19 protein-coding genes are annotated in these 16,585 nt (G+C 63.2%); 5 read left to right on the top strand and 14 right to left on the bottom strand.

Translation table 11 applies throughout. The features are described from left to right. Window positions 1-7: 7 nt before the first annotated feature. From J4D28_RS12810 to soxR, 6 genes are all read right to left on the bottom strand, one after another. Window positions 8-580, bottom strand: a complete 573-nt coding sequence (locus J4D28_RS12810) for a DUF6162 family protein (protein ID WP_038577318.1) — start codon at window positions 578-580, stop codon at window positions 8-10. Next, entirely contained in the window at window positions 577-921 is a 345-nt protein-coding gene (locus J4D28_RS12805) for a hypothetical protein (RefSeq protein WP_096375035.1), read from the bottom strand. Before J4D28_RS12805 ends, J4D28_RS12810 begins: the two co-directional genes overlap by 4 nt. Continuing rightward, complete coding sequence (locus tag J4D28_RS12800) at window positions 918-1,460, bottom strand: thiamine pyrophosphate-binding protein (protein WP_162095822.1); 543 nt, start codon at window positions 1,458-1,460, stop codon at window positions 918-920. The genes J4D28_RS12805 and J4D28_RS12800 overlap by 4 nt, the downstream gene beginning before the upstream one ends. Further along, window positions 1,457-2,668, bottom strand: coding sequence for a PepSY domain-containing protein (locus tag J4D28_RS12795; protein WP_103330985.1), 1,212 nt, complete (start codon window positions 2,666-2,668; stop codon window positions 1,457-1,459). The genes J4D28_RS12800 and J4D28_RS12795 overlap by 4 nt, the downstream gene beginning before the upstream one ends. A 308-nt stretch (window positions 2,669-2,976) precedes the next feature. Further along, window positions 2,977-3,438, bottom strand: coding sequence for a VOC family protein (locus J4D28_RS12790; RefSeq protein WP_009050054.1), 462 nt, complete (start codon window positions 3,436-3,438; stop codon window positions 2,977-2,979). Between the two features lie 267 nt (window positions 3,439-3,705). Continuing rightward, window positions 3,706-4,161: a redox-sensitive transcriptional activator SoxR gene (gene soxR, locus J4D28_RS12785; RefSeq protein ID WP_009050053.1), complete on the bottom strand. Its 456-nt coding sequence runs from the start codon at window positions 4,159-4,161 to the stop codon at window positions 3,706-3,708. Window positions 4,162-4,279: 118 nt separating this feature from the next. Between soxR and J4D28_RS12780 the strand changes: the two genes are divergently transcribed. Then, entirely contained in the window at window positions 4,280-4,645 is a 366-nt protein-coding gene (locus tag J4D28_RS12780) for an antibiotic biosynthesis monooxygenase (protein ID WP_038577335.1), read from the top strand. Here J4D28_RS12780 and J4D28_RS12775 read toward each other — a convergent pair. From J4D28_RS12775 to msuE, 4 genes are all read right to left on the bottom strand, one after another. After that, complete coding sequence (locus J4D28_RS12775; RefSeq protein WP_009050051.1) at window positions 4,642-5,748, bottom strand: sigma-54-dependent Fis family transcriptional regulator; 1,107 nt, start codon at window positions 5,746-5,748, stop codon at window positions 4,642-4,644. The two genes, J4D28_RS12780 and J4D28_RS12775, sit on opposite strands and share 4 nt — an antisense overlap. Window positions 5,749-5,771: 23 nt before the next feature. Continuing rightward, window positions 5,772-6,959: an acyl-CoA dehydrogenase family protein gene (locus J4D28_RS12770; RefSeq protein ID WP_103331010.1), complete on the bottom strand. Its 1,188-nt coding sequence runs from the start codon at window positions 6,957-6,959 to the stop codon at window positions 5,772-5,774. Window positions 6,960-7,135: 176 nt separating this feature from the next. Then, window positions 7,136-8,287 carry an FMNH2-dependent alkanesulfonate monooxygenase gene (gene ssuD / locus J4D28_RS12765; protein ID WP_053269619.1) on the bottom strand — a complete coding sequence of 384 codons (1,152 nt, stop codon included), beginning with the start codon at window positions 8,285-8,287 and terminating at the stop codon, window positions 7,136-7,138. A 9-nt stretch (window positions 8,288-8,296) separates the two neighbouring features. Further along, window positions 8,297-8,860 (bottom strand): FMN reductase, encoded by a 564-nt coding sequence (gene msuE / locus J4D28_RS12760; protein ID WP_009050048.1) that lies wholly within the window; start codon window positions 8,858-8,860, stop codon window positions 8,297-8,299. A gap of 402 nt (window positions 8,861-9,262) precedes the next feature. Between msuE and J4D28_RS12755 the strand changes: the two genes are divergently transcribed. The 3 genes from J4D28_RS12755 to J4D28_RS12745 all read left to right on the top strand — a co-directional run bounded on the left by J4D28_RS12755 (window position 9,263) and on the right by J4D28_RS12745 (window position 12,883). Next, entirely contained in the window at window positions 9,263-9,529 is a 267-nt protein-coding gene (locus J4D28_RS12755) for a hypothetical protein (protein ID WP_009050047.1), read from the top strand. 320 nt (window positions 9,530-9,849) lie between these two features. Further along, complete coding sequence (locus J4D28_RS12750) at window positions 9,850-11,019, top strand: cysteine desulfurase family protein (protein ID WP_009050046.1); 1,170 nt, start codon at window positions 9,850-9,852, stop codon at window positions 11,017-11,019. A gap of 55 nt (window positions 11,020-11,074) precedes the next feature. Then, window positions 11,075-12,883 (top strand): aminopeptidase P family protein, encoded by a 1,809-nt coding sequence (locus J4D28_RS12745; RefSeq protein ID WP_038634028.1) that lies wholly within the window; start codon window positions 11,075-11,077, stop codon window positions 12,881-12,883. A 69-nt stretch (window positions 12,884-12,952) separates the two neighbouring features. On the opposite strand, the gene J4D28_RS12740 is transcribed toward J4D28_RS12745, so the two are convergent. Together J4D28_RS12740 and J4D28_RS12735 are read right to left on the bottom strand one after the other, a co-directional pair. Beyond that, window positions 12,953-13,543 (bottom strand): 2-hydroxychromene-2-carboxylate isomerase, encoded by a 591-nt coding sequence (locus J4D28_RS12740; protein ID WP_009050044.1) that lies wholly within the window; start codon window positions 13,541-13,543, stop codon window positions 12,953-12,955. A 36-nt stretch (window positions 13,544-13,579) separates the two neighbouring features. Beyond that, entirely contained in the window at window positions 13,580-14,320 is a 741-nt protein-coding gene (locus tag J4D28_RS12735) for an SDR family oxidoreductase (RefSeq protein WP_016704808.1), read from the bottom strand. Between the two features lie 93 nt (window positions 14,321-14,413). Here J4D28_RS12735 and J4D28_RS12730 point away from each other — a divergent pair, with 93 nt between their 5' ends. Beyond that, window positions 14,414-14,983: a TetR/AcrR family transcriptional regulator gene (locus J4D28_RS12730; protein ID WP_009050042.1), complete on the top strand. Its 570-nt coding sequence runs from the start codon at window positions 14,414-14,416 to the stop codon at window positions 14,981-14,983. Between the two features lie 11 nt (window positions 14,984-14,994). On the opposite strand, the gene J4D28_RS12725 is transcribed toward J4D28_RS12730, so the two are convergent. Then, on the bottom strand, window positions 14,995-15,276 hold the full coding sequence (locus J4D28_RS12725) for a hypothetical protein (RefSeq protein WP_009050041.1): 282 nt from the start codon (window positions 15,274-15,276) through the stop codon (window positions 14,995-14,997). A gap of 169 nt (window positions 15,277-15,445) precedes the next feature. Further along, window positions 15,446-16,333 (bottom strand): threonine/homoserine exporter RhtA, encoded by an 888-nt coding sequence (rhtA, locus tag J4D28_RS12720; RefSeq protein ID WP_103330984.1) that lies wholly within the window; start codon window positions 16,331-16,333, stop codon window positions 15,446-15,448. Window positions 16,334-16,585: the final 252 nt, after the last annotated feature.

Raw genomic sequence — 16,585 nt, 5'->3', positions numbered from 1 at the left:
CGTGGGTTCAGTGGCGATGCTGGCGGGTCACTCCGGCATCGAATTGCGCGACCACCTGCTGCCAGCCGGCACTGGCCAGGGCGGCGTCGCTGAGGTCGTCGGGGGCGGCGAGGGACGGGCCGCGGTTGAGCCAGATATCCGGGGCGGCGGCCGGGTCGGCGGCGATGCGCATCAGCAAGGAACCGGCCACTGCGTTGTTCTGGCTGAGGCCGACATAGGCCTGTTGCCGCAGCTGCCAGACATGCCCGCCACGGCTCACCGAGCTGGCGTCCTGGGCAAAGGGCGCGAAACCTTCCTCGGCCAGTTGCTCGGGCGTTGGCAGGGCCTGGGCTTCTTCGCGCAGCAGGCGGATTTCGTCGAGGGTCACCCGCAGGTCGGCGTACAGGCCCTGTTCGCCGGCGGTGAGGTCGCGGCGGGCGTCCAGTTGGTGGCTGTCGACGCTCGCCACTTCACGGGTTTCGCCGCGCCACAGTACCACGGAGCCGGCCACGCCGAGGATCAACAGACACAACAGCAGGACGTAGAGGGTTTCATGACCGGCGCCGGCCGGGCGCACGACTTGGGGAGGGGAGGTGCTCATGGGGCCTCGATGTCGGCTTGGTCGATCTCGACCACATGGCCGGGGCCGGCGTCGAACAGCACATAGAACTCGGCGTCGGGTTTCTTGAAGGTCAGGGTGGAGTCAGCGCCCAGCTTGCCGGGCACCAGGATGGTTTCGTCGTAGCCGATCACGTCCAGGGTCACCCCCGGGGCGCCGCTGCCATCGGAGAAGCCGCCGGTGCAGCGGATCTGCTCGCCGTCGATCTGCTTGCACTCGCACATCGGGTTGTGGGCCAGGGCGCTGCCACTGAACACGGCGCTGGCGAGCAGGAGTGCGCCGGCACCGAGCAGGCGCAGGCGGGCGGTGGGTACAGCAATCATGGTTTGCCTCCTTGTTTGTTCAGCCAGGCGAGGGTCGCCGGGGATGCCTGGCCCAGGGGGATGGCCGCCTGGTGCATGCTGCCGTCCCAGCCTTCCATGGTGATCCACAGCTCGGCGTCGGCCTTGGTCTTTTCCGGAACGGGCAGGCTGGCCCCCATGCGGTACGCGGTGCCGAAGAAGATCACCCCGGCGGCGCGCAGGCTGCGGGGTTTGCCGATGCGCAGGTAGGTGGCCTTGACCTGGTCGATGCAGGCGTCGCACAGGGCGGCGTTGAAGCCCTTCATATAGCCGGCCGGCCCCTGGAGTTGCGGCGCTTCGTTACGCAGCTCGGCCAGGCGCAGGCTCCAGGGGCCGACCTGCACCTCGCCCACCTCGCGTTCGCCCAGGCCGCTGTCGCCACGGGCCAGCGCCGCGTCGGCAAAGTACTTGGGCATGAAACCAAGGGGGATCAGCAACAGCAGGATGTTCAGGTGGAAGCGCCATTTCAGCCAGAACTGGCGCAGGGGCGAAACCGGCATTGCGCTGTCTGTCTTGCTCACAGGTTGCCCTCCGGCGTGTCGGTGCGCAGGGCCGCAAGCGGGCGCTGGGCGAGGGCGGGGCGCGGCGTCTTGGTGCTGCGCTTGAGGGCCGCGGCGGTGGCCAGGGCGGTGCGTTTGGTCCAGATCAGCAGGCCGCTGAGCACCATCATGCTCAGCAGCAGGCCGAAGAAGCACCAGATCAGCTTGATCCAGAGGCCGCCGAAGTCACCGGTGTGCAGCGGGCGCATGGACTCGGTGACGAACTCCAGGGGCGAGCGATCGGACAGCAGGTGCGCGGTATCGACCGAGCCGCTGTAAGGGTTGAGGTTGGCGGTCTGGTACATCAACGGGTACCAGCCGCGGCCACTGATGAACAGGTGGCTGTAGGCGTTGCTCGGCAGCATGACGAAGCCAACCTCGAAGCCCGAGATCTGCTGGGTGGCGATGCGGATGGCTTCATCGACGCCGATCATCGGCGCCGGGCTGCCGTCGGCCGAGGTCGGCACGTTTTCGCGGGCGATCACCGGCACTATGGGTTCGCTGGAAATGGTGATCTGGTTGTCGCTGAGGATTGCCTCGATCAGGAACCAGGTGCCGGTGATGGAGATCACCGCGATAAACCAGATCGACCAGATGCCGCTCAGGCGATGGAAATCGCCCCAGAAAATCCGCGCGCCATGGCGCAGGCGCAGGGTCGGCTTGAGAAAGCCCTTCCAGAACTTCTTGTAGACCACCAGGCCCGTGACCAGCGACGCCAGCATCGGCAGGCCGAGCAGCGATACCAGGTACCAGCCCCAGCTGTAGCCATTGGTGAACGGCACCAGCCACCAGCCGTGCAGGGCGCGGGTGAAGGCCTGGAAGTTGAACGGCGGGCTGACGCCCTGGATCACGCCGGTGTACGGATTGACATAGACCTCGACAGAACGGCCATCGGGGTAGCTGACGCCCACGGTCAGGGCGAAATGCGCTTCGTCGGGGGTGTTGATACTTTCGACCAGGGTCTGCGGTTCGGCCTGCTTGATGGCCTTGACGATCTGGTCGTAGCTCAGCGGCTGGGCATCGCCTGTGGGTTTGCTGGCGCGGATGTCGGGGTTGGCCAGCCAGACGATTTCCTGGCTGACCACGGCCAGGGTGCCGGTGACGCAAACGATCAGCACAAAGAACCAGATGGGCAGCGCCAGCCAGCTGTGAACGAGAAACCAGATTTTCGAGCGGGACTTCTTCGACATTGAGCACGCGTCTTGATTCGAGGAGTGGAGTTGCGGGGCGTTTGCCGAGCCCGGAGATAAACCCGCGGCGTAGCCTTCGCCAACGCGACCTGCTGCATCTAATTAAGACGAATGAGAATCGTAAATCCCGAAAGACGATATGAAAGTAAATGTTTCCGCGCGACCAATGGCGTGCAAAAGGCCGGTGCTGTGGGGCGTTGAGGGCGCTATCGCGGGCAAGCCTCGCTCCTACAAGGGAACGCGCATCTGTAGGCGCGAGCGGGCGGCGATCCGACTGGCCCGCGATCAGCGGTTTACAGGCTCAGGGCTTATCCCTGCTGTTTAAACATCTCCACGGCCCGCTGCTTGATCTGCTCTTCGCTCAGGTCTTCCTTGCGGGTGGCGAGAAACCACAGGTGGCCGAACGGGTCTTTGAGGGTGCCGCTGCGGTCGCCGTAGAACTGGTCCTTGACCTCGGACACCACCTGGCCGCCGGCGGCGATGGCCTGGGCGAACTGTTTGTCGACATCGTTGACGTACAGGTGCAGGCCGACCGAAGGCGATTGGTCGGGATTGCTCAATGGCCCTTGGTCGCAGGGCGTTCCCAGCATGATCGGGCAGTCGCCGATGCGCAGCTCGGCATGGCCGACACTGCCGTCGGGCATGTCCAGGCGCATGACCTGGGTGGCGCCGAAGGCATTCTTGTAGAACTCGATAGCCTCGGCAGCCTGCGTGATCCCCAGGTAGGGCGTGATGCTGGGGTAACCCTCGGGGATGGGTTTGACGCTCATCTCGGTTCTCCTTTCTTGTCTGGGTGTTCGTCGAAGTGAACCTGGCCGGTTTTCCGGTCGGTTCACTATAGGCCCGGGGAATCCACAGCCTGGTTTGAACTGACGAGGTGTTCGCCAGGCAACAGTGAGCCTGCGATCAGGGGAAGAGGTGTCGCCGCTGCCGCAGGCCGCGATCGGGCTGGGTGGCATTCCGACGTTTGACTTGAAAAGACGCCAGCAGTGGCCGCTCCACCGATTGCCGGCTGGGGAAACCGCTGCGCCGTCCGCTCAGTCGGTTTCCAGCAATTGCGCGCCCGGGCCGTGTTCGCCCAGCTGGTCGCCCTGGTTGCGCAGCGGGCAGTCTTGCATCGACAGGCAGCCGCAGCCGATGCAGCCATTGAGGCGGTCGCGCAGCAGGGTCAGCTGCTTGATCCGCTCATCCAGCTCATGGCTCCACTGTTCGGACAGCCGCTTCCAATCGGCGGCCGTCGGTGCGCGGTGGTCCGGCAGGCTGCGCAGGGCCTGGCCGATCTCGGCCAGGGGAATGCCCAGGCGCTGCGCCACCTTGATCAGCGCCACCCGGCGCAGCACTTCCCGCGGATAGCGGCGCTGGTTGCCGGCGTTGCGGTTGCTCTTGATCAGCCCCTTGGTTTCATAGAAATGCAGCGCGGTGACCGCTACGCCACTGCGGGCGGCCACTTGGCCGACGGTGAGTTCCTTGTGCACGGTTTCGGGGGTGAGCATGCAGCACTCCTGCGGGTGGGGAATGAGCAAAAGTCGCTTGACCTTTACTTAACTGGAGGTTTTACCCTGCAGGCCTTCGAATCACAAGATTCCGTTTATCCGTCAGTAGGGACTTGCCATGCACGCGTTTGCGCAAAACCGCAGCTTTACGCAATTGATCGAATTCGAAATCGAACCCCATCAACAATCCGCCCTGGTGTCGGCGCTGTCCGAGCAGACCGAACGCCTGGCCCAGGGTTACCCGGGGTTCCTGAGTGGCAGCGTGCAGGCCAGCGAAGACGGCCGGCGGGTGCTCAACTACCTGCAATGGCAAACCCGGGAAGCTGGCGAAGCGGCCTTCCAGAGTTTCGAGAAGGGCGAACAGGACTTCTGGCAACTGCTGCGCGCCTATCAGGCCAAGACCGTGACCTTCGGCTCGTTCCAGGTGGTGCGCAGCATCGAGCGCAGCCCGGATAACGCGCTGCATTGCCGTTTGGCCAGCTAGATCGACAGTTGCAGGGTGCGTTCGTGCTGGCCGGGTTTTTCCGGCAGACGGCGCTTGTTCACCGCCAATTCGCCGATCTTGATCAGCCGGGTTCGGGTGACGTTGCGGCTCAGGCCCAGCAGGTTGGCGGTGTGCACCTGGTTGTAGTGGCTGAAACGGTAGGCCGCGCGCAGCAGTGCATCCTCGACCTTTTCATGCAGGGCGCCGGCCTGTTCTTCGAAGAGTTTGTGAAAGGCCCGCTCCAGCAGGGCTTCGGCTGAGTCGTCGTGGCTGTGGTGGCTGTCGTCCTGGCGCTCGATGCGCATGTTCGACAGGCGCAGGTCGTCGCGCTCGATCACGCCGTCGCGGCAGATCAGCAGGGTGTGGTGGATGACGTTTTCCAGTTCGCGGATATTGCCCGGCCAGCTGTAGCTGCGCAGCTTGTGCTCGGCCTCGCTGCTGATGGTCACGGCGCCGTAGCCCAGGCGCTGGCTGTAGGCTTCGATGAAGTGCCGGGTCAGCGGCAGGATGTCGCCGGGACGTTCGCGCAGCGGGCTCAGTTCCAGGCTGACCACGTCGAGGCGGTAGTACAGGTCCTCGCGGAAATGCCCGGCGTTGATGGCTTTCTCCAGTTGCACGTTGGTCGCCGCCAGCACCCGCACATCGATGGGAATGCTTTTGCGCGAACCCAGGCGCACCACTTCGCGCTCCTGCAACACCCGCAGCAATTTCACCTGGATCGCCATCGGCAGGTCGCCGATCTCATCGAGGAACAGAGTCCCGCCATTGGCTTCTTCGAACCAGCCGGCCTTGGCGCTCAGGGCCCCGGTGAAGGCGCCTTTTTCATGGCCGAACAGCTCGGCCTCCACCAGCGACTCGGAGAACGCCCCGCAGTTCACCGCCACGAACGGCCGGTTGCGCCGGGCGCTGAGGTTGTGGATATGGCGCGCCACCAGCTCCTTGCCGGTACCGGTCTCGCCGATGATCAGCACACTGGCCTCGCTCGGCGCGACCTGCTGCAGATGCGCCAGCAAGGCCTGGGATTTCGGGTCTTCGAATACCTGGGCGGTGGCCCGGATCGAGGTGGCCAGGGCGGGCGAGGGCGGTAAGGTCAAAAGCTGCATGGACAAGCTCCGGGAACAGAAGGCTAGGAATAGAAAGTCGGGGTCGGCAGGGACTGGTTCAGGGCCCAGTCGCCCAACTCATGGAGTTTGTAATCCACCGGGTCGTGCAGGGTTTGCGTGCGCAGGTTGCGCCAATGCCGGTCCAGGCGCAGGGAGGCGTGGGTGGAGCGGGCGCCGGTGACCTCGAACAGGCGGCTGCACAGTTCCAGGCCCTGGCGCGTGGTGGCGACCTTGGCGGTGGCGATGGCCGTGGCCAGGTGGCCGCGTTCTTCGGCGCTCAGGTTCGGCCCCTTGGCCCAGGCCTTGTCCAGCAGCTCCGCGGCGCGCTCCACCAACAGACGCATGCCTTCCAGGGCCACCCAGAAATCACCGTAATGGCCCAGTACGTAAGGGTCCTGATGGGCCTCCTGTGCGCTGGACTTATGCCAGGGCCGGGTTTCGCTGAGGGTGTACTGGCGGGCTTCTTCAAAGGCCCCTTCGGCGATGCCGAGGAACATGTGGGTGAAGGTCAGCTGGGCGATCAGCGGGCGCAGACAGGCAAAGGGCGTGCTCAAGGGGCCCGGGTCCAGCAGCAGCTCCGATTCCTCGACCCGCACCCGCTCGAAGCTGGCGCTGCCGCTGTCGGTCTGGCGCTGGCCCATGTTGTTCCAGTCGTTGTGCAGGGTGATGCCGCTGCGGCCGCTGGGGATGGCGGCGATCAACAGCTTGCCGCCGTTGCTTTCGTCGACCGCCGAGGCGATGAGCATTTCCGAATCGCTGGCGCCGGAGCAGAAGCTCTTCTTGCCGGAGAACTCGCGCCAGCCGCCGAGGTTCTTCACCACGGTACGGGTGTCCAGCGGGTTGAGGGCGTTGCCCCAGAACCAGTTCTTGCGCGCGGTCTGTTCGAACCAGGGTTGCCATTGTTCCGGGCGGGCGAACAGGCGCACGGTGGCCAGCATCAGGTGATGGAAACCGAAGACGTGGGCGATGGAACTGTCGACCTTGGCGAACTCGCGGACGATGTTCAGGGTCTCGCTCCAGCTGGCGCCGAGGCCGCCGTACAGGGTGGGAATGCTCAGGGCCAGCAGGCCGCTCTGGCGCAGGGCGTCGCGCTGGGCTTTGGGGGTTCCGCCGCGTTCGTCGCGTTCGACGGCGGTCAGGGCAAACTCGGCCGCCAGCTGGCGGGCGGTCTGCAAGGGGGACAACAGGGCGCTTTGCGGCTTGGCAGTCACGCGGTGTTCCTCGTTGGGGGCCGGTTGTTGGGCCATGAAATCGGTGGCTTTCAGGGGGAGCGGCGGGGCTCCATCGCGGGCAAGCCTCGCTCCTACAGAAGCACGCTCATCTGTAGGAGCGAGCGGGCGGCGATCCGACTTGCCCGCGATAGCGTTCTATCAGGCAATAAATACCCTTAAGCCTCAGCCGCTTTTTTGCTCGGCAGCACATCATTGGCGATCATTTCGCCAAACGGCCCGGTAAGGTTGGTCACGCCACGTCCGGCCAGGCTGGCGTAGGGTTCCGGCAGCAGCGGGAACACCAGTTCGGCAAAGCGATAGGCTTCTTCCAGGTGCGGGTAGCCGGAGAAAATGAAGCTCTCGATCCCCAGGTCCGCGTATTCCTTGATCCGCGCAGCGACCTGCTCGGGGTTGCCCACCAGCGCGGTGCCGGCGCCGCCACGCACCAGGCCGACGCCGGCCCAGAGGTTGGGGGCGATTTCCAGGTTGTCGCGCCGCCCGTCGTGCAAGGCAGCCATACGCCGCTGACCCTCGGAGTCGAAGCGCGAGAAGGATTGCTGCGCGGCGGCGATGGTCTCGTCGCTGATGTGTTCGATCAGCTTGTCCGCGGCCTTCCAGGCCTCTTCCGCGGTTTCGCGCACGATCACATGCAGGCGGATGCCGAACTTCACCGTGCGGCCATGGCGGGCGGCCCGCTCACGCACATCGGCGAGTTTCGCGGCGACCGCGGCCGGCGGTTCGCCCCAGGTCAGGTAGACATCTACCTGTTCGGCGGCGAGGTCATGGGCGGCGTCCGAGGAACCGCCGAAATACAGCGGCGGATAGGGCTTCTGCACCGGCGGGTACAGGGCCTTGGCGTTCTGCACATGCAGATGCTTGCCTTCGAAGTCCACGGCTTCGCCTTGCAGCACCCGGCGCCAGATCCTCAGGAACTCGTCGGTGACTTCATAGCGCTCGCTGTGGCTGAGGAAACTGCCGTCGCCACGGTTCTCGTCGGGGTCGCCGCCGGTCACCACATTGATCAGCAGGCGGCCGTTGGACAGCCGGTCGAGAGTGGCGGCCATGCGCGCCGAGACGGTCGGCGAGATGATTCCCGGACGGATCGCCACCAGGTAGCGCAGGCGTTCGGTCAGGGGCACCAGCGCCGAGGCGATCACCCAGGAGTCTTCGCACGAGCGGCCGGTGGGGATCAGTACGCCGTGATAACCCAGGCTGTCCGCGGCCTGGGCCACTTGCTTGAGGTAGTTGAGGGTGACCGGGCGCGCGCCCTGGGTGGTGCCCAGGTAATGGCCGTCGCCGTGAGTCGGAAGAAACCAGAAAACATCCATGACAGGTCCTTAAGCGATTTTCAGCAGATTTTTCGGATGCACGCCGAACAGGGGCGCGGCGCGTTCTGCCGCAAGGCGAATGCGGGCTTTCAAGGGCTCGCTGGTTATCTGGTAGTTGGCGAAGTCGGCCTCGGTGGCATAGACCCCGATGGGCAGGGTCAGGGCCTGGAAGAAACTGAACAGCGGCCGCAGCTGGTGATCCAGCACCAGGGCGTGACGCTCGCTGCCTCCGGTGGCGGCCAGCAGCACCGGGGTATTGATCAGGGCGTTGAGGTCGATCAGGTCGAACAGGTGCTTGAGCAGGCCCGGGTAGGAGCCGCGATAGACGGGCGCTGCGACGATCAGCAGGTCGGCGCTTTCGATGGCCTGCAACTCGGCTTCGACTTCCGCCGCCAGCTCCTGGCGGGACAGGGCCGCGCCCAATGGGCGGGCGATGTCGCCCAGTTCGATGAGCTTGCTCTCGATCGGCAATTGCCCTGCCAGTTCGGCGAGCAGCGCTTGGGTCAGCACCAGGGTGCGCGAGGGGCGCCAGGTTCCACCGGACAGGGCAACGACTTTTAATGGACGCGACATGATCAGTTCCTTTGTTGAACAGGGCTCAACGAGCAGTGAGTAGTCCCAGGGCTTGAGCAAGAGCTGTACCAGCGGGGCAAAGCCTTGAGTGGCGGGGCTCGTGGCGCTGTTGCAGGATCAGGCTGTTGTTGGGGAGACACTGTTTTGTTGATTGGCTGTTGCCTGGCGAACAGTTGCCCAGGCAACAGCAGGCGGCGCGATGGGCCTGTTATAAAGGCTTACTGATATTCCTAAAAAATACTTTATTTCCATATTTATAGGTCTTTTGGAAATAAGAGAGGGCGCTATGGGCTGCGATAGGGGGAATCGATAGCCACTATCGAGCGTGATGATTTCTGCCCCGGGAAGGGCGACGGTAGCCTGTGTCCATTGCCTCGCAGCCCAGATCCAGGAGCCTTTGCCATGAACCGTTCGCTCGTCTTATCCCTGCTTGTCGTCACTTCGGTCCTGGCCGGTTGTGCCAGCCAGCCGGGTCCGGAATCGCGCCCTTATACCGCCGAGGAAACTCGCGAACTGGCGCTGGAAGCCCTGAACCGGCGCGGGCTGTCCTTTGACGAATACCAGCAGAAGAAGGCCGAGCTGCTTGCCCCGCAACGGACCTTCGGTTTCGACCAGCAGGGCGAAATGAACGCCGAACACAGCGTGACCCTGCATGGCCGTGCCAGCTGATTTGTCGATCTTCCGTGGCCTTGCCCGCAGAGGCTGACGGACTGCCGGTGACAGTCGGCAAAACCCTGTGATGATTTTCCCGCCTCCTGCCTTGTTCTTCGGCCCCTTGGCCGAACCTCGCTTAACCCGGCTCCCGGAGCCTGTTAAGCTGCCCCTCGGGAGCGTTCCTACGCACTTTTAAATGAAGTTGTCCTTCTTTAACTGCATCCGATCGGGTATTGCTGACGGTCTGCCGTTTTTGCGTTGCCGATAGGGCGCGTATCAGCGTTCGGCACCGAGCGAACCTTGATCCTGGAACAGGCTCTGCGGGTATTTTTGCGATGAATAAACGTCCTCTCTATTTCGACTACGCCGCCACCACGCCGGTGGATGAGCGAGTCATTCAGGTGATGGTGGAATGCCTGGGGTTCAACGGTAACTTCGGCAACCCGGCGTCCAGTTCCCATGCCTTCGGCCAACAGGCCCGGCGCAGTGTCGAGCTGGCGCGGCAGCAGGTCGCCCAACTGGTGGGGGCGGCGCCCGAGCAGATCGTCTGGACCTCCGGCGCCACCGAATCCAACAACCTGGCGCTCAAGGGCGTGGCTCAGGCCCGGGGCGTATCCGGCGGGCACATCATCACCAGCCAGATCGAACACAAGGCCATTCTCGATACCGCCAGCCAGCTGCAGGCTGCCGGCGTGGCAGTGACTTACCTGGTACCGGACCGCGACGGGCTGATCACGCCCGAGGCGGTTAGCGAAGCCCTGCGCGACGACACCTTCCTGGTGTCGCTGATGCTGGTCAACAACGAGCTGGGTACGGTCAACGATATCCCAGGCATTGGCCGCGTGGTCCGCGAGCGCGGTGCGCTGCTGCATGTCGACGCGGCCCAGGGCGCGGGCAAGGTGGCGATCGACCTGGCGCAGTGGCCGGTGGACCTGATGTCCTTTTCCGCCCACAAGATTTACGGCCCCAAGGGCATCGGCGCGCTTTACGTCGGCCCTCGCGCGCAGCAGCGCTTGCAGGCGCAGATCCACGGCGGCGGCCATGAAGGCGGCTTGCGCTCCGGGACGCTCGCGACCCATCAGATTGCCGCCATGGGCGCCGCCTTTGCCCTGGCAGCCGAGCATTTCGACGAAGAAGCGGCGACCATCGCCCGTCTGCGCGAACGCCTGCTCGAACAGCTGGCCGACCTGCCGGGGCTGCGCCTGAACGGCAGCCCGGCCCAACGCATTCCCCATACCTTGAGCCTTACCTTTGGTGAAGGGGAGTTCAATCCGGCGGCCCTGAGTGCCTCCATCGCGTTTTCCGCGACCTCGGCCTGCAACTCGGCGAGCAATGCGCCGTCCCATGTGTTGCTGGCGCTGGGGCTCGACGCCCGGACGGCGGGGCGGACCATCCGCCTGAGCCTGGGCCGCTTCACCACCGAGCAGGACATCGATCAGGCCGTCCAACTGATCAAGGCTTCATCCGCCAGTGCACCGGCGTTCTGGGCGGTTGCCCAACCCTGAGGGCTTATGCCCTCGGTATCCAATAACAATGATTCACCTGGTAGCAGGAGACACAATGAGTACGCAGCCCTTGACCAATGGAGTGGTCCCCCAGCGCCTGGCGCGCACCCGTGAGCTGATGAGCCGCGAGGGCATTCATGCCCTGCTGGTGCCGTCGGCCGACCCGCACCTGTCGGAGTACCTGCCGGGTTACTGGCAAGGCCGGCAGTGGCTGTCGGGCTTTCACGGTTCGGTCGGCACCCTGATCGTCACGGCGGATTTCGCCGGGGTCTGGGCCGATAGCCGTTATTGGGAGCAGGCGACCAAGGAGCTCAAGGGCAGTGGTATCGAACTGGTCAAACTGTTGCCGGGTCAGCCCGGTCCGCTGGACTGGCTGGCCGAGCAGACCCCGGAAGGGGGCGTGGTCGCGGTCGACGGCGCGGTGATGGCGGTGGCTTCGGCGCGAACCCTGGGCAACAAGCTGCAGGAGCGTGGCGCTCGCCTGCGCACCGATATCGATCTGCTGAACGAAGTCTGGAGCGATCGCCCGAGCCTGCCGGATCAGCCGATCTATCAGCATTTGCCGCCCCAGGCCACGGTCAGCCGGGTCGAGAAGCTCGGCAAGTTGCGCGAAACCCTGAAAGAGCGAGGCGCGGATTGGCATTTCATCGCCACCCTCGACGACATCGCCTGGTTGTTCAATCTGCGCGGCGGTGACGTCTCGTTCAACCCGGTATTCATCTCCTTCGCCCTGATCAGCCAGCAGCAGGCGACGTTGTTTGTGGCGCTGAGCAAGGTCGATAACGCTTTGCGTGCCGTGCTGGAACAGGATGGCATCACCCTGCGTGACTACAGCGAAGTGGCCGCGGCCCTGAGTGCGATCCCCGACGGCGCCAGCCTGCTGGTGGATCCGGCGCGGGTCACTGCCGGTTTGCTGGATAACCTCGGTAGCGGCGTGAAGCTGCTGGAAGGCCTGAACCCGACGACATTGGCCAAGTCCCAGAAGAGCTTGGCTGATGCCGAGCATATCCGTCAGGCCATGGAGCAGGATGGCGCCGCGCTCTGCGAGTTTTTCGCCTGGCTGGAGTCGGCCTGGGACCGTGAACGCATCACCGAGCTGACGATCGACGAGCACCTGACCGCGGCCCGCACCCGTCGCCCCGGCTACGTGTCCCTGAGTTTCAACACCATCGCCGCGTTCAACGCCAATGGCGCGATGCCGCATTACCACGCCACCGAAGAAGAGCACGCAGTGATCGAAGGCGATGGCCTGCTGCTGATCGACTCCGGCGGCCAATACCTGGGCGGCACCACGGACATCACCCGCATGGTCCCGGTCGGCACCCCGAGTGCCGAGCAGAAACGCGATTGCACGCGGGTGCTCAAAGGCGTGATCGCCTTGTCCCGGGCGCACTTCCCGCGGGGCATCCTGTCGCCGCTGCTGGACGCCATCGCCCGCGCGCCGATCTGGGCCGAGGGCGTGGACTATGGGCACGGCACCGGCCATGGCGTGGGGTACTTCCTCAATGTCCACGAAGGCCCGCAAGTGATCGCCTATCAGGCGGCGCCGGCACCGCAAACCGCGATGCAGCCCGGGATGATCACCTCGATCGAGCCGGGAACCTATCGTCCGGGCCGTTGGGGGGTGCGCATCGAAAACCTGGCGATGAACCGTGAGGCGGGCACCACCGAATTCGGCGAGTTCCTCAAGTTCGAAACCCTGACCCTGTGCCCGATCGACAGCCGCTGCCTGGAGCCTTCGCTGCTGACCCAGGACGAGCGTGAGTGGCTCAACGCCTACCACGCCGAAGTGCGTCGGCGCCTGAGCCCGCTGCTGCAAGGCGCGGCGCTGGAATGGCTGAATACCCGTACCGCAACTATCTGAACGTTAATCGCGCTGCCGGCTTTGGGCTGGCAGCGTGAATGACGTTGCTCGTCATATCGACGTCTTGGTTTAACTCAAGGCTTCGAGGACAAAGTCCAGGCGATCCTGGCCGAAAAACAGCTGGTTATCGACGAACATGCTCGGCGCGCCAAACACGCCGCGCTGCAAGGCTTGTTCGGTCTTGTCCTTGAGGGCGTTCTTGACCTCTTCATCGTTGGTCAGGGCCAGCACCTCCAGCGGATCGAATCCCCCCTCACTGAGTACCGCTGCCACTGTGGCCTGATCATTCAGGTTGCGCTTCTCGACCCAGAGTGCGCGAAACAGGCAGTCGATAAAGGCAACAAAGCGCTGCGGGTGTCGCAGTTGCATGCCGGTCACCGCGCGCATCAGCAGCAGGGTGTTGATCGGGAAGTGCGGGTTGAATGCCAATGGCACCTCATAGCGTCTGGCATAACGCGCCAGGTCCTGAAGCATGTAGCGCCCTTTGGCGGGGATGCTGATTGGCGAGGCGTTGCCAGTGACCTTGAACACGCCACCGAGCAACATGGGTTGGTAAATCAGTTGGCTGCCCGTCTGGGCACAGATCTTCGGCAGTTGGGTGTAGGCCAGGTACGAGGTCGGGCTGCCCAGGTCGAAAAAGAACTCGACGGTTTTGCTCATCGGTAATGCTCCCTTTTTGTTGTTGTGGAGGAGGGGTTACCAGCGTTCGTTCCAGGGCCGCAGATCCAGTTCGAAGGTCCAGGCATCCCGTGGCTGGCTGTGCAGATGCCAGTAGTTGTCGGCGATGTGCTCGGGGTTGAGGATGCCGTCTTCATCCTTGAGCGCGTACTTTTCCGGGAAACTGTTGCGGATAAAGTCAGTGTCGATGGCGCCATCGACCACCACGTGAGCGACGTGGATGTTCAGCGGTCCCAGTTCCCGGGCCATGCTTTGCGCCAGCGCGCGAATGCCATGCTTGGCTCCGGCGAAGGCGGCAAAACCCGCAGCGCCACGCAATCCCGCGGTGGCCCCGGTGAACAGGATGGTCCCGCGTTTGCGAGTGACCATGCGCTTGGCCACTTCCCGCGCATTGAGGAAACCCGAGAAGCAGGCCATCTCCCAGATCTTGAAGTACTTGCGCGCGGTTTCCTCGAGGATGCTGCACGGCACGTTGGCGCCGATATTGAACACCAGGGCTTCGATCGGGCCGATCTCGCTCTCGATCTGTTCGATCAAGGCAATCACTTCTTCCTCTTTTCGAGCGTCGCAGGCGAACCCGTGGGCTTCGCCTCCCGATTGCTGGATGGCCTCCACCAGTGGCTGCAACTTGTCCGCGCTGCGTCGGGTGACACAGGCCACAAGACCTTCCCGGGCAAAACGCTTGGCGATGGCACCGCCTGTGGCATCGCCGGCTCCGACGACCAAAACGACTTTCTTGTTCTCTGTAGCTGTAGTCATGGTGGGATCGCTCTATTGGTAAACGGTCGTTAACTAAACGAACGTTATGCTACGATTCGCCGAGCGTCAAGGCGAAGAGAGGAGAGGGGCGTCATGCGTTATTCAGCCAGTCACAAGCAGGAAACCAGGGAGCGGTTGCTGCAAAGCAGCGCCGTGTCAGCCAAAAAGGAAGGGTTTTCGACTGTAGGGGTCGATGGCCTGATGAAAGCGATCGGGCTGAGCGGCGGGGCGTTCTACAGCCACTTTTCGTCCAAGGATGAGCTGTTCGGTTCGATTGTCGAGCGGGAGCTGAGCCAGAGCCTTGAGCGCCTGGGCGCCGATGGCGAGCAAAGCCGGATGCGGCTTGAACGTTGCCTCAAGCACTACTTGAGCATGGCGCATGTCGAGAGCCCGGAAACGGGTTGTGCGCTGCCGACCTTGGGTGCGGAAATATCACGGGCGGACGAGGTGGTTCGACAGCAGGCGGAAGACTGGATTTGCCGCTTGCAGCAGAGCTGGGCGCACACCTTGGGCAGCGACAGCCTGGCCTGGTCGATCCTGTCGCAATGTGTAGGGGCGTTGGTGGTGGCGCGAATGTTGGTCAGTCCGGACATTCAGCGCCAGGTCCTGAAATCGAGCCATGACGAAATTGTTCGTCAGTTGCCAACGCAGGATGTGCAGTAGGCAGGTGCTGCCTACTTGCAGATGACGATCATGCTGCGGCTGGTGTAGCCGGCGGGGTTCAGGCCGAAGGGGTAATCGCCCGGATCCTCCACCGTATCGCCGGACTTGGCGATCACTTTGTAGCCTTTGGGGCCACAGGAGGTGGCAGCACTGGCGTAGCATTTGTCCCAGGAGGAGGACAGGCCGGAGCAGTTGATATGCAGGCCCTTCTTTCCGCGCTTGACCTCGGTTTTCGAAGTTGCGGCGCAACCTGCGATGGCAAGTACGGCTAACAGAATCAAAAAACGTTTCATTCCTGTCCCTATTGCTGATCCCGGATCTGTTGTCCGGGTTCGACTGCGTTAGCTGTCACTTTGGCGTCTGTGCGGTCCTTGCCCGAAAAATCCATGACTGGCGCTGAGTTACAGCGCCTAAACATGGCCTAATTGAGCGGCAAATGCCAGAGCTATGTACAACCGAGAATCAATCCGCCGCTACCAAAGGTTTCGATTCGCTGCGCATGGTCAGGGTCGCACCCACTGACGCCAGGATGATGCAGGCAATAGCCATCCATTGTGCGAGAGACAGGTATTCGTGGAGGAACAGCAGCCCGGACAAGGCACCGAAAGCGGGTTCGATACTCATCAGTGTGCCGAAGGTTCTCGCTGGCATTCGGGTCAGGGCGACCATCTCCAGGCTATAGGGAAGGGCGGTGGAGAGAATGGCCACTCCGATGGCGATGGGAATCAGGCTGGGGGTCAGCAAGGCAGCTCCGGCGTGCACGATACCGATAGGCGCAACGAACAAGGCGGCGATCATTACACCCAGCGCTGCGGTCTGGACGCCATTATCGGCTCCGGCCTTTTGCCCGAACAGAATATAGAGCGCCCAGCACACTCCGGCCCCCAAGGCATAACCTGCGCCGATCAGGTCGATGTCGGCGCTGGTATCGCTGGTAGGGATCAACAGCAGCAGGCCGATAACCGCCAGAAGGATCCAGAGAAAGTCGATGGCTTTTCGCGAAGCATAAATGGCCACGGCAAGCGGGCCGGTGAATTCCAGGGCGACGGCGATCCCCAGGGGAACGCTGCGTAGCGACATATAGAAGAGGAAGTTCATTCCACCCAGTGCCATCCCGTAAACGATGACCGTGCGCAGGGACTTGGCGGTGAGCTTCGCGCGCCACGGGCGCAATAGCAGCAGCATGATGATGCTGGCGAAGATCAGGCGCAGTGTGGTGGTGCCCTGCGCGCCCACGATCGGGAACATGCTTTTGGCCAGCGAGGCGCCGGACTGGATGGAGGCCATGGCAATAAGCAGCAGTCCCACTGGGAACAGGGTTGAGGCTAGGCTGCGGGACTGGTCATTCATGGCAAGGCATCATCCGGTTTTATAAAGGGGGGAGATTGGGTGCGCCGACATGATGCTCAACTAATAACGCATGAGCAATATATTGCTCATGGTGTTTCTGCTCTTCTTATATAGAGAAGGATTTATCTGTTTTTGCAGGTTATTGATAGAAAAGACAAATTAGGGGTTGACGGCAGATTCTGGAAGTCTATAATTCGCCCCACTTCCGGCGCAGTCGAAACGGAAAACTCCTTGAGATTCAACGAGTTACGC

The organism is Pseudomonas sp. GW531-T4 (genome assembly GCF_017349615.1).
In the GTDB taxonomy this organism is placed as follows: domain Bacteria; phylum Pseudomonadota; class Gammaproteobacteria; order Pseudomonadales; family Pseudomonadaceae; genus Aquipseudomonas; species Aquipseudomonas chlororaphis_I.
The sequence above is the reverse complement of the archived record's forward strand: the minus strand, read 5'-3'. Positions and strand labels throughout refer to the sequence as shown.